4 protein-coding genes are annotated in these 14,571 nt (G+C 35.4%); all 4 read left to right on the forward strand.

Annotation, left to right across the window (positions count from 1 at the left end; all coding sequences use genetic code 11):
• The first annotated feature begins 54 nt into the window (after nt 1-54).
• Entirely contained in the window at nt 55-222 is a 168-nt protein-coding gene (locus O5Y44_RS07695) for an LPXTG cell wall anchor domain-containing protein (protein ID WP_371465879.1), read from the forward strand.
• 802 nt (nt 223-1,024) lie between these two features.
• Nucleotides 1,025-2,251: a CshA/CshB family fibrillar adhesin-related protein gene (locus O5Y44_RS07700; protein WP_371465876.1), complete on the forward strand. Its 1,227-nt coding sequence runs from the start codon at nt 1,025-1,027 to the stop codon at nt 2,249-2,251.
• A 69-nt stretch (nt 2,252-2,320) separates the two neighbouring features.
• Nucleotides 2,321-8,131 carry an Ig-like domain-containing protein gene (locus O5Y44_RS07705; protein WP_371465877.1) on the forward strand — a complete coding sequence of 1,937 codons (5,811 nt, stop codon included), beginning with the start codon at nt 2,321-2,323 and terminating at the stop codon, nt 8,129-8,131.
• Nucleotides 8,132-8,480: 349 nt separating this feature from the next.
• Entirely contained in the window at nt 8,481-14,393 is a 5,913-nt protein-coding gene (locus tag O5Y44_RS07710) for a ZmpA/ZmpB/ZmpC family metallo-endopeptidase (RefSeq protein ID WP_371465878.1), read from the forward strand.
• Nucleotides 14,394-14,571: the final 178 nt, after the last annotated feature.

Here is a 14,571-nt window from a genome sequence, read left to right on the forward strand (position 1 = left end):
GGTGTTATCGTTGAGGATAACGCAGGAAACTATACTAAAGAAGATAAGAAACCTGTGGTAGATTATTCAAATGACAAAACACCTAAGTTCAATGCTAAGAAAGGTCAACGTCTAGCGAATACAGGGGAAGCTGAGACTAATACTGGTTTAGCAGGATTAGGGATGGCGTTTTTAGGTGGATTACTTGCGGTAGCGAAACGTCGTAAGGAAAAAGAAGAATAAATATCTAAAACTGAATATATAATATTTAGAGAATATATAAGGTACTCTGAAGTTAAGTGTAAAATTTTAACTTCAGGGTATTTTTTTATTAGAGGAATAGAAGAAGTGGATTAAATTAGTTGATTTTAATTTAGAAATACTTATTAAAAATTGATAATAAATTTAATGTGTTATATTATATATTGATTAAAGTGATAGAATTGATAAAAAAACAATTAATATTATATTGTATTAAAAAGTGTAAATTTTTAAAGTTTTGCGGTTTACGGGAACTAAAAATTGTAAACCAATAAAACTTATCGGTTTCATTTTCAAAAATTATGATAACGGTTTTCTGAAAAACACAGTCAAATATTCGTTTTATAGGAAAGGTTGACAATGAAAACTACTTAGTTTACTTACTTCTATTTATAATATTTACATAAGTTGGTGTAGAAACATTTGTAGAATTTGAGTTTTAGTTTTAAACAACTTGTATATAAGGGATAATATATATAACTAATATTTTTTACTATTTTTTATTTAAAAATAAGCATTTAAAGTAGACATAATTCATTAAATTTGATAAAATAACTTATACGATTAATTAGAATCAAGAATTCATAGTTAATTAGTTAATAATATTACTTGAATGTTGAATTGTGTATTTTAATTATTTAGAAGAGAAGTTATGAGGAAAATATAGCATAAGGAATGCTATATTTTTTGTGTTTTTTTAGACTACGTTGTATATACAAACCAAACACTCTTCGCATAAAGTAAGAAAGATAATAAGAAACATAGATTAAATTTGGAGGGAAAAATGGTAGGAAAGAATAATCAATACTTAAAAACTACTAAAGAAGGTACAAGAGTTGAATCTTATTCAATTAAGAAATTCAAAGTTGGTACAGCATCAGTAGTAATCGGTGCTAGTATCTTTTTAGGTGCTGGAGCAGTAGCCCAAGCATCTGAAGAAGTGTCAAACAACACTACTAATGATAACGCAACAAATGCAGGAGCAAAAGAAGAGGCTCCTAAAGCTGTAGAAAAAGCAGCTAAAGTTGAAAACACTAAAGAAAGTGTAGCAGCAGTAGTAGCAGCAAAAGTAGGAGCAGAAACTCCTAAAACAGAAGCGAAAGCAGAAGTTAACAAAGGTTCTTTAAAAGATGCAATTACTGCATTAGAAAGTAACGTAAAATCAGCTCCAGACGCAGATCAAGCAGCGGTATCGGCAGCTAAAGAAGGATTAGCAGCAGCAAAAGCTGTATTAGCTAACGAAGCAGCTACACAAGCTGAAGTAGATGCACAAGTACAAGCAGTAAAAGCTTTAAACACAGTTGTAACTGAAGCTCAAGTAAATGGAGTAGCAGCAAAAAACGAAGCTAAAAAAGCAGAAGAAAAAGCTAAATCTGAAGCAAAACAAACTGCAGAAGTAAAAGAAGCTAAAAAAGAATTAACTCAAGTAGCTTCAGAAGCAGAAGTAACTAACAAAGTTGCTAAAACTGAATTAAGCAAAAAAGACTTAAAAGTAGAAGCAAAACCAGCAGTAGAAAAAGCTGTAGTTAAAAATGAAGAAGCTCTAAAAGTAGCTAAAGAATTATTAGGAAATGATAATGCTACTAAAGAACAAATTGCTAAAAGTTTAGAAGAATTAAGTAACTCTATTAAAGCGGTATACGCTGAATTAGAAAATGCGGGAGTTAAACGTAACGGTAAATTTGATGTAGTATTAGCTGATATAGCTGATACAGTAGCAGAACCACCACTTTCAGAAGATGAACAAATTAATCACTGGAAGCAATACGCAGATAAAAATACTGAACGATTAACTAAACAAATCAAATGGTTCGATATTGCTAACAGTAAAGCAACAGTAGAAAATCTTGGTGCAGGAGACACTCTTCAAGTAGGAACTAAATTCACACAAGAAATTTCACCAGGATATGTTGTAACATTAACAGTTACAAAATTAGCACCATTTAACTCAACTGCTGAGTACAAAAAACGTGGTGGAGCAGGATATGATGCCAATGCTATTAATGAGTAGAAAGATGGAACTCCAGCTGAATTAAAAGTAGTAACACAAGGAAGTTACTCTGTTGCAAAAACAAACGGTATGGATACTAAAGGTAAAACAGTTATCCAATCTGTTAAAGATGGAGCTAACGTAGGGGTAGAATTCTCGGTTAAATCTACTTTAAATGGTAAAGAAGTACCTTCAAACGTTGTATTCTTAACAGGGGAAGAAGCTGGTTCGTCAGAAGTTGAAATCTACAAAACAGATGGAGATGGATTTGAATTAGTAACTGAATTATCAAACACAACACCAAGATATAGTACTGCTCGTTCTTATACTGCAGAGACTTATGAATACAGAACATTGCCTTCTGCCGGACATGGGCAAGATGGTTATCGTAAACAATATGGGGTAGAATATACTCTTGAAGGTTCAGGGAAGCAAGCCTTTGAAAAATTCAAAGCAGATAAAGCTGCAGGATTTTTCAATACGACTGTGACATCAGATACTGTTATTGCGATGAAAGCAGAAGATGGTAAATATCACACAGATGGATTAGGAACACAAGTTTTTGGACCGGTCTCAACTCACCGTGATTCAGGTTTCTCTACTCCATTGGTAATGACGCGTAATGCTAAAAACATTGGTATGTACATCTTTTCTGCAGGTCAACAAGGGTCTATGTTAGGATTCATGGTCCTAGATGAAGGAGATGCTCCTGCGTCATACGGAAGAGTAGCTCACTCTATCTCTAGATCCGATGGACAAAAACAACCATACTTAGGATCTGTTCCAGCTGACGTTGACGTTCGTACAACTCCAATTAACGGTGCAAGTGCGTTTATCTACGATGACGTTAATGGTATCGGTGCTGCGGATGAAGGTGCTCGTCAATTAATGGGTGACGATGTAGCTCCAAACGATAACTTCAAACTTAAAAAAGTTAACGACGGAATTTACTCAATGACTTTTGATGCTCACCTAGACGGAGAGGCTAAAGCTTATGTTAATGGTTGGATCGACTTCAATAACAATGGTAAATTCGATGAAGGTGAAGCTGCAGGGGTACAAGAAGTAACACAAGATGGAAAAGTTACACTAACATGGACAAACAATTACCAAAACGTAGACACAACAGCTACAAAACTAGCTACACGTTTACGTATTGCATACGATAAAGCTGACGTTAAGGGACCAACTGGTATTGCGTACTCTGGGGAAGTAGAAGATTTCCAAATTCAACAAACAGTTCCACCTCGTGGAACTAAGAGAGAAACAACAGATGTACAAGGTGCTACTCAAACATCTACTGTAGCATTCAATGCATACGGTCAAAAGAACTATGATTTTGATAAAGACAATGCTATTGACACAACAGTTAAATCGCAAATCGTTAAACCTGACGGAACATTAGTAACAGATGCAGACTTAGTAGATGGATACTATGTAGTACCAGGACAAGGTAAATATAAACTTACTGATAACGGTGCAAATGTAGATGTAGAATTTATCCCAGAAGCAAACTTCGTAGGGACAGCAGATGGTATTACAATCCGTCGTACAGACATCAATGGTAACACTACTGGTTGGGGTAACGAAGGTCGCCAAATCGTCGGTGGTGAAGGAGAAAACAAAGATCAACTAGACCTAGTAAGTGAACAAGTTCAATTAGCTGGACTTGCAGTAAAAGGTTCTATGGATGGTCGTTACATTCCAACAGTAACTCCAAAAGAAATCAAAGGAACACCTGAAGAATCAACAGATATCCAAGGTAAACCACAAACGAAAACACCTAAATTCTCAATCGACGTAGATAAAGATGGTGACGGAACTGCACCAGACGCAGTAACTCCAAGTGCACAGTACCCAGCTAAATTAGTAGATCCAGCAACTGGACAACCAACAGATGAAAAAACAGTAACAGTACCGGGTGAAGGAACTTATACAATTAATCCTGAAACAGGAGCGGTAACATTCACTCCAGAACCACAATTTACAGGAACTGCTAAAGGTATTAACGTATCATTAACAGCGCCAGTAGGTCAAGATAAAAATGGTCAACCTGTAACAGCAACAGCTACTGCAAAATACACTCCAACTGTAACGCCTGTTAAACCAACAGCAGCACCAGCTACTTCAACAGGAGTACAAGGTGAAACTCAAACAGGTAAACCAACATTTACAGAAGGAAACACAGAAGTACCAATTAAAGAAAACTCTGTAAAACTATTAAATCCAGATGGAACAGAAGCAAATGGACCAGTAGATGCTCTAGACCCAAGTGGTAAAAAAGTTGGTGAATACACTGTAGATCCAACAACAGGTGTAGTAACATTCACACCAACAGACAAATCTTACACTGGTAAAGTTCAACCAGCAAACGTACAAGCTGAAGATAAGAATGGAACAAAAGTTAAGACAACTTACACACCAACAATCGTAGGAGTAACGCCAACAGCAACACCAGCTACAACTGAAGATGTTCAAGGTAAAACTCAAGAAAGCACAGTTTCATTCGAAGGCGGAAAAACTACAATTGCAGGAGAAGAAAAATCTGTAGATATCGATCCAGCTACTTACACTCTTCTAGGTGAAGATGGACAACCAGCTACAGAAGTACCAGCTAAAGACCCAGAAGGAAATGTAATTGGTAAATATACTCTTAAAACTGTAGATGGAAAAGCTGTTGCAGTATTCGAACCAACAGACAAAACATACTCAGGAGAAGTTCAACCAGTACGCGTTCAAGCTAAAGATAAGAACGGAACGCCTGTAGAAACAACTTACACACCGAAGATTACTCCGGTAACACCAACAGCAGAACCAGCTACATCAGTAGCTATCCAAGGAGAAACTCAAAAAGGAACTCCAACATTCGCTCCTGGAGACACTATTGCTCCAATTAAAGAGAATTCATACAAACTTCTAGATAAAGAAGGAAATGAAGTTCCAGCAGGACAAACAACTCCAGCATACGCTGAAGATGGAGTAACTCCAGTAGGTACTTACTCAATCGATCCAGCAACAGGAGAAGTAACATTTACACCAACAGATAAATCTTACACTGGAAAAGTAACACCAGCTAACGTTCAAGCAGAAGATACAAATGGAACTAAAGTTTCTACAACTTACACTCCATCAATCATTCCTGCACAACCAGAAGCAGAACCAGTTAAAACTGTAGATGTTCAAGGTGCAACTCAAACAGGTAAACCAGTATTCCAAGGTGGAACTGCTATGGTTAACGGTGAAGAAAAAACTGTAGAAATGGACGATACAGTACCAGCGAAATTAGTAGATCCAAAAACTGGAGATAAAGTAGACTCATTAACTGTAGAAGGAGAAGGAACTTACACAGTAGCTCCAGACGGAACAGTGACATTCACACCAGAGAAAACTTTCACAGGTGTAGCTAAAGGTGTTGAGGTAGTTCGTCAAGATAAGAACGGAACACCAGCTAAAGCAACATACACACCTGAAGTTAAACCAGTAACACCAACAGGAACAGACGCAGTAACTGAAGATATTCAAGGTGCAACTCAAACAGGTAAACCTGAATTCAAAGGTGGAAAAGTAACAATCAACGGTGAAGAAAAAACTGTAGAAATCGACGAAGACAAACCAGCTAAATTAGTAGATCCAAAAACTGGAAACCCAGTTGATTCAGTAACAATCGAAGGAGAAGGAACTTACACAGTAGCTCCAGATGGAACAGTAACATTCACTCCAGAGAAAAACTTTACAGGAAAAGCAACAGGAGTAACAGTTCAACGTGAAGATAAGAACGGAACACCAGTAACAGCTAAATACACTCCAGTAGTTAAGAAAGCAACACCAACAGGGATAGACGCAGTAACTGAAGATGTTCAAGGTTCAACTCAAAAAGGTAAACCAACATTTGAAGGTGGAAAAGTAACAGTAAATGGTGAAGAAAAAACTGTAGAAATCGACGAAGACAAACCAGCTAAATTAGTAGATCCGAAAACCGGAAACCCAGTTGATTCAGTAACAATTGAAGGAGAAGGAACTTACACAGTAGCTCCAGATGGAACTGTAACATTCACTCCAGAGAAAAACTTCACAGGTAAAGGAACAGGAGTAACAGTTCAACGTGAAGATAAGAACGGAACACCAGTAACAGCTAAATACACTCCAGTAGTTAAACCAACAGTACCAACAAGTACAGACGTGATAACTACAAATGTTCAAGGTGCAACTCAATCAGGAACACCAACATTTGAAGGTGGAAAAGTAACAGTAAACGGTGAAGAAAAAACTGTAGAAATCGACGAAACTGTAAAACTAACATTCGAAGATGGAACAACTGAGAAGAAAGTACCAGGAGAAGGGACTTACACAATCGATGAAAATGGTAAAGTAACATTCACACCAGAAAAAACATTTACAGGTCAAGCTAAAGGTGTAACAGTTAAACGTGTTGACAAAAACGGAACACCAGTAACAGCTAAGTACACTCCAGTAGTAGTACCAGTAACTCCAACTTCAAAAGACACTGAATCAGAAGGACCAAAAGGACAACCTCAATCAGGAACACCAACATTTGAAGGTGGAAAAGTAACAATCAACGGTAAAGAAGTGCCAGTAGAAATCGACGAAACTGTAAAACCAACATTCGAAGATGGAACAACTGAGAAGAAAGTACCAGGAGAAGGAACTTACACAATCGATGAAAATGGTAAAGTAACATTTACTCCAGAACTAAACTTCGTAGGAAAAGCATCAGGTGTAACAGTTAAACGTGTAGATAAGAACGGAACACCAGTAACAGCTAAGTACACTCCAACAGTACGTCCAGATACTTCATATGTTGATAAAGATGGAAACCCATTATCACCATCAGAAGATGGAACTAAACCAACAAAAGATATCCCAGGATATAAAGTAGTTAAAACTGAAATCGATGAAAAAGGAAATACAAAACACATCTATGAAAAAGTTACAACAACTCACAAAGATAAAGATGGAAATGTAATTCCAAACTATCCAGTTGAAGAAGGAACAAATCCGAAGAAAGATATCCCAGGATATAGATTCGTAGAGACTAAGAAACTTCCAAACGGAGACGTGGAACACGTATACGAAAAAGTTAAAACAAGTCACAAAGATAAAGAAGGAAACGAAATTCCAAACTTCCCAACAGAAGACGGAGAACAACCGAAGAAAGATATCCCAGGATATCGTTTAGTAGAGACTAAGAAACTCCCAAACGGAGACGTGGAACACGTATACGAAAAAGTTAAAACTAGTCACAAAGATAAAGACGGAAACGAAATTCCAAACTTCCCAACAGAAGATGGAGACCAACCGAAGAAAGATATTCCAGGATACCGCTTCGTAGAGACTAAGAAACTTCCAAACGGAGACATCGAGCACGTATACGAGAAAGTTACAACTCCAGCTCCAACACCAACTCCTGTAGTAGAAAAATCTACAACATGGGTAGATGAAAATGGAAACCCATTAAAACCAACTGAAGAAGGAACTAAAGATCCAGGGTCAATCCCAGGATATGAATTAGTTAAGACTGAAGTTGATAAAGATGGAAATGTACAACACATCTTCAAGAAAGTTTCACCACGTATTCCAGCTGAAAACAGAACTACAATCTGGACAGATGAAAACGGAAACCCATTAAAACCAACAGAGAAAGGAACTTTAGAATCAGGTAAGATCCCAGGATACGAGTTCGTAAGAACAGTTGTTGATGAAAATGGAAATGTACGTCACATCTTCAGAAAAGTAACTAAACCAGTAGAAAAAGTTGCACCAAAAGCTCAACCAAAACGTTTAGCAAACACAGGAGCAACAGAAACTAATACTGGATTAGCAGGATTAGGATTAGCTATTCTTGGATTAGCTGCGGCTGCAAGAAGACGTAAAGAAAAATAATAGGTTGAAAAACTTAACTATAAAAAGTATATAAATAAAGATGCCTTAAAGTTAGATTATTTATTCTGACTTTAGGGTATCTTTTTGTACTTTAATATTAGATCATATATAGGGGATTGTGATTAAGGATGTAGAAAAATAGAGATTAATTGTTCGGTATAATTCATTTTCTTAAATCATTATATATTTTATAGAAAATCTATAATGAATAAATAATACTATTCTGTTATAAAAAAGGAGCTAAATTTTTATATATCAGATGCCTTGAATATAACAATTTATTTTGATAAAATAATAAATATACGTAAAGTATACAACCAAAAAGTCTTGTTTAAAAAGTAAATGGGGGATGATTTTATTGAGGAAAAATATTAATGTAAATAATAAGATATTAAAATATTCTATTAGAAAATTATCATTCGGTGTAGCTCCGATAGTTGTTGGAGCATTAATGTTCGGAAGTTATTTACCTAGGCAAGAGGTGTCTGCCGCCGATGTTAATTTTAAATATGTAGAAAAAACTGAATTGAATGAAAATGAGAAAAATTTAATAAAAGAGAGTATTCCGAAAGAATACAAAAATGAGGATACATATTATCTAGTATATGAAAAAATAGTTAAGGACACATCTAAAACAGAGATACTACCTAACACAGGAAATAACACCCTTCCTATGGCAGGATTAGGAGTAGGTACAGCATTTCTTGCAGTGCTATTAATTAGTAAAAAATATAGAAACAAAGTCTTAAGTGTAGTCTTAATAGGAGCACTGGGACAAAGTGTCATAGTTCCATATCAAACTTTTGCTTTAGAAAGTAAAGCTTTAGTGCAATACAATAAGTTAACTGATGTTAATGGAAATATAGACTTAGAAAAACAAGTTATTGATATTCCTGGTTATAAGTATATGGGATACTTCACAAGTGAAGATTTAAAATTTGAAGTTTCTGAGATGAAATCGTTAGAAAATAATTCTCAAGAGAAAAAGGATGTTAAAAAACCGGTTCAATCACAACAACAAACACACTCAACAAAGCCAGTACAACCAATAAATACTATTGAGCAACCTAAAGCTAAACCAGTACAACCGACGAATACTGTTGAGCAGCCTAAAGTTAAACCAGTACAACCAACACAACCAGTAGTTCAAATGGGTCAAGAGCCTAAAGAAACAGTTAAACCGCAAAAACAAATTGAAAAAACACAACCGGCGAAGACTGTTGAGAAACCGACTTATACAGAACCTGTCAAAGTAGAGCAACCGCAGGCTAAACCTGTTCAACCAACTGTAAAACCTACTCCAGTACAACCAACACAACCGGCTAATGTAGAAAAATCAGTTCAAACACAACCTGCAACAACATCAGAACAACCTCAAACTAAACCAGAGCAACCAACTGTAGAACATACTCCAACACAGCCAACACAACCTGTTCAAGTAGAAAAACCAGTGGTATCGACTGGAGGAGATGAAGTAAAAGCATTGGTAAATGAAGTACCAGAGTACACTCTTCCGTTAGAAACAAAAGGCACACAAGAGGAAGGACATGAAGGAGAAGCATTAGTGCAGCCTGAACTTCCAGAATATACAGGTCCAGTAGCGTCTTCAGGAGGAGAAGAGGTGAAAGACTTGGTGCATGAAGTACCAGAATATACTCTTCCGTTAGAGACAAAAGGAACGCAAGAAGAAGGTCGTGAAGGGGAAGCGTTAGTACAACCATCTCTTCCAGAATATACCGGTCCAGTAGCGACAAAAGGAACGCAAGAAGAAGGACATGAAGGAGAAGCGTTGGTGCAACCAACTCTTCCAGAATACTCAGAAGTGATAACGACAAAAGGAACACAAGAAGAAGGACATGAAGGAGAAGCGTTAGTGCAACCAACTCTTCCAGAGTTTACAGGTAGTGCAAAACTAGAACCTGCTGTAGAAGAACGACCTGCGCTAGATCTTGTAACTAAGCATCGTACAGAAAAAGAAACTCTACCTTATGAAACCGAGGAAATCTTAGATCCTATGCTTCTGAAAAATCGTCGTAGAATCGAACAACAAGGTCGAGATGGAGTTCGCACGATTGAGTATGAGGATTATCTGGTGAATGGAAAAGTTGAAGCGACTAAAGAGTTATCACGTACGCAAGTAGATCCTGTAAAACAAATTGTGAAGTTAGGAACACTTGTTAAGAGAAAACCTACAGTAGAAATTACTAATTTAATAAAAGATGAAAGTAAGAAGTCAATAACTGTAAGTTATAACTTAACAGATCCTACTTGGGCTTATGTTTCTGCGAAAGCTCAAATTTTCAATGGTGATAAGCTTGTAAAAGAAGTTGATATCGAAAATACTAACAAGGAACAAGTGATTAAAGGATTAGATTACTATACTCCATACACATTGAAAACTAAGTTAACTTATAACCTAGGAGATTTTGACGAATATAGTACGGAAGCTTCAACTAAGAACTTTAATTTAGATTATAAAAAACTAGAAATTAAAGATATCGATTCTGTAGAATTATACGGAAAAGAAAATGGTCGTTACCGTAGATATCTAAGTTTAAGTGAAGTACCAAAAGATACAACGAATTATTTTGCAAAAGTTAAATCGGATAGATTTAAAGAAATGTATCTACCTGTTCAATCTATTACGGAAAATGCAGATGGGAATTATAAAGTAACAGCAGCTGTAGATCAACTAGTTGAAGAAGGATTAGAAGGGTATAAAGATAATTATTCATTCAATGTAGCTAAAACTAAAGCTGAACAAGATGGAGTTTATACATCGTTCAATAGTCTTGTAACTGCTATGCAAGGTAATATGGCAGGTGTCTTTAAGTTAGCTTCAGATATAACTGCTGATGAAGTAGGTTTACCTAATAATAAGACAAGTTACTTAACAGGAGCATTCACAGGTAAGTTAATCGGTTCTGATGGAACTAAATCTTATGCGATTTATGATCTTAAAAAACCTTTATTTGAAACATTAAATAATGCTACGGTAAGTGATTTAGATCTTAAGAATGTTGATGTAGATAGTAGAGAAAATGCGGCAGCTTTAGCGAAGACTGCGAATAAAGCTACTATTAGTAACGTTTCTGTTGAAGGTAAGATTGCTGGTAGAAAATCTGTGGCAGGATTAGTAGTTAGTGCATCTAATACTGTAATAGAAAACAGCTCATTCACAGGAGCTATCGTAGCGAACCATGCTAATACTAGTGCAAATTATGCAGGTGGAATCGTTGGTAATATTTCAGGATATGAATCTGTAATTGATAGAGCGAAAGTAGATGCCCAGATTTCTACTGCAGCGCGTAATAGTAACCAAAATGCCGGAGGTATTGCAGGTAAAGTTGATGGTGGAGCGTTGATAAACAACTCTGTCACATCTGGTAAAATAATAAATGGTAATAACTATTCAAGAATCGGAGGAATCGTAGGTTCTACTTGGAAAGATGGACGTATTAACAATGTAGTCAGCAATATGAATGTTGGTTATGGTTATGCTATTACTGGAGATCAGTACGACGGAGCTGATATAGTAAATGCTGGAACTTCTGTTAATAATAAAAAAGACGATAAGTACGCGACTAAATTAACTAAAGAGCAAGCAGACCAGAGAGTAGCTACTTATGGAATAACTACGACTCTTGAAGATACAGGAGAATTCTTAAAAACTAATATTCGAACTGTAGATTATACGAAATTAAGTAAAGCTCAAGCAGATAGAAAAGTAGCTTATAATAATATCGAAAAACTAATGCCGTTCTACAATAAAGAATTAGTTGTAAATTACGGTAATAAGGTAGATAAAACAGATAAATTGTATACTACAGAATTACTTGATGTTGTACCAATGAATGGTAACAATGTAGTAACTGATATTAATGGAGCTAAAAATACTATTAATAGGCTAATGCTTCATTATAAAGATAATACTGTTGCGTATTTAGATGTTACTTTCAAAGGAAGTTTCGAAAATAATCAAGTGTTGGAATATAATGTTGCAGGAAAAGAATATATCTTTACTCCAGAAGCCTTTGTATCTGATTATACGAAGATAATTAATAATGTATTACCTGATTTACAAGGTGTGACTTACAATTCAGAAGCTATGAAACAGGTTCTTGGTGTTACAGATAATGCGGCTATAGATAATTTATACTTAGATAGAGAGTTTGAACAAGTTAAAGCTAATATTTCTGAACACTTAAGAAAAATCCTTGCTATGGATAAATCTGTGAATACTATGGGTAATGGTGTAGTTGAGTATGTAAGTGAGAAAATTAAAAACAATAAAGAAGCGTTGTTATTAGGTCTTACTTATATGAATCGTTGGTATAATATCAATTATGATGATATGAATACGAAAGATTTATCTACGTATAAATTCGACTTCAATGGTAATAATGCAACTTCTACATTAGATACACTTATTTCACTAGGAAATAGTGAGTTGGAAAACTTACGTGGTGGAAATAATATGGGACTATATGGAAGTCTACTTGCTCCGTTAAAAGGAGAAGACACAGTATTTGACTTCGTAGAAGCTTATCGTAAATTATTATTACCTAATAAAACAAATAACGAGTGGTTTAAAAATAATACTAAAGCTTATATAGTAGAGACTAAATCAGATATTCCAGAAGTTCGTAAAAAACAAGAAGAAGCGGCAGTAGACAGTAAATATTCATTAGGTGTGTATGATAGAATATCATCTCCTACATGGAAGTATCGAGGAATGTTATTACCACTATTAACACTACCAGAAGAAAGTGTGTATGTTATTTCGAATATGTCTACATTATCATTTGGTGGTTATGAACGCTATAGAGATACTGTAGATGGTAGTGTGCTTTCTGGAGATGCATTACGTCAGTATGTTCATGGAAAAGTTGATCAAGCTGCTAAATGGGAAAGAGATCATTATGATATCTGGTATAACTTGTTATCTTCTGAATATAAAGAAAGATTATTCCGTTCAGTTCCAATTATTGATGGATTTGCGATGAAAGATACGCAAGGAAGAAGTTATTGGGCGACAGCCACAGATAAGAATATAGATTCTATTTATAATTTCTTTGGACCAGCAGGAAAATGGTATGGAAATAGTCCAGCAGCAGGAGCCTATGCTACCGGTTACGAAGTACATTACGTAAGTGATAGATTATTAGATAAATATGGAACATCAGTTTACACTCATGAGATGACTCATAACTCTGATGGGCATATTTACTTCGAAGGCAATGGTCGTAGAGAAGGTTTAGGAGCTGAATTATACGCGCTAGGATTATTACAATCTGCAGACAGCTTAGAAAAAGATGCTATAGTGTTAAATACGCTATACAAAGGGGATAAAGATTCTCTTACAAGGTTACATGCTTATAATCCGACAGAACGATATAAATCTGCAGCAGATCTTCAAGAATATGTTCATGGAATGTATGATGTTCTGTACACATTAGATGCAATGGAAGCTAAAGCTGTAGTATCTAAATCGAATGATGTTAAGAAAAAATGGTATAGAAAAATTGAAAACTTCTACGTAAAAGATAGTAAGTATAAAAAAGATACTCACGCAGGAAACTCTGTTCGTCCGTTGACGAATGAGGAAGTAGCGAAGTTAACTTCTTTAGAATCATTAATAGATAATAATATTATTAATCGTCGTGCGTATAGAGATAATAGTCAATACGTAAGAAATGGATACCATGTGGTAAGTATGTTCTCTCCTATTTACGCAGGGCTAAGTAACTCAAAAGGTGCTCCTGGGGATATTATGTTTAGAAAAACTGCTTATGAGCTTCTAGCTGAAAAAGGATATCAAAATGGATTTATTCCATATGTATCGAATAAATATGCAGAAGAAGCTAAACAAAAAGGTAGTGTAGCGTACTCGGATTGGTTAAGAAAAGATGTCGGCTTAGTAACTGATGATTTAGTATTAAGTAAGGTATTTAATAACCAATATAAATCGTGGGCTGATTTCAAAAAGGCGATGTTTAATGAGCGTATAGCTAAACAAGACAGATTAAAACCAATAACAATTCAATATGAATTAGGTGATGCTAAGAGTACAAAAGAAGTAACTATAACGAGTGCCGCACAGATGCAACGAATGATTGATGAAGCGGTAGCGAAAGATATTACTAATATTGATCGTGCAACAAGCTATGTATCGCCAAGTTGGGTTCACTTATTAAAACAAAAAATCTATAATGCGTACCTACGTACTACAGATGACTTTAGAGAATCAATCTATAAATAATAGAATTAATTATGGATAATGGATAGTTGAACACACGGGGTTGCCCCAAAAGTCCTAAATTTTAAAAAAGTGTATATGATAACTCATAGACGCAGTGGTTTATTGGTATCTAAATTCGCTTTATAAAAGCTTTTTAGATATCTAATAAACTGTGCGGGGGTGACTCGACAAAATCGAT

The sequence above is a fragment of the Gemella sp. 27098_8_155 genome, from assembly GCF_041433725.1.
Lineage (GTDB): Bacteria > Bacillota > Bacilli > Staphylococcales > Gemellaceae > Gemella > Gemella haemolysans_D.

Coding starts and splice junctions, on each gene's coding strand:
- O5Y44_RS07700 (WP_371465876.1), top strand. CDS start 1,025: ATGGTAGGAAAGAATAATCAATACTTAAAAACTACTAAAGAAGGTACA.
- O5Y44_RS07705 (WP_371465877.1), top strand. CDS start 2,321: ATGGATACTAAAGGTAAAACAGTTATCCAATCTGTTAAAGATGGAGCT.
- O5Y44_RS07710 (WP_371465878.1), top strand. CDS start 8,481: ATGATTTTATTGAGGAAAAATATTAATGTAAATAATAAGATATTAAAA.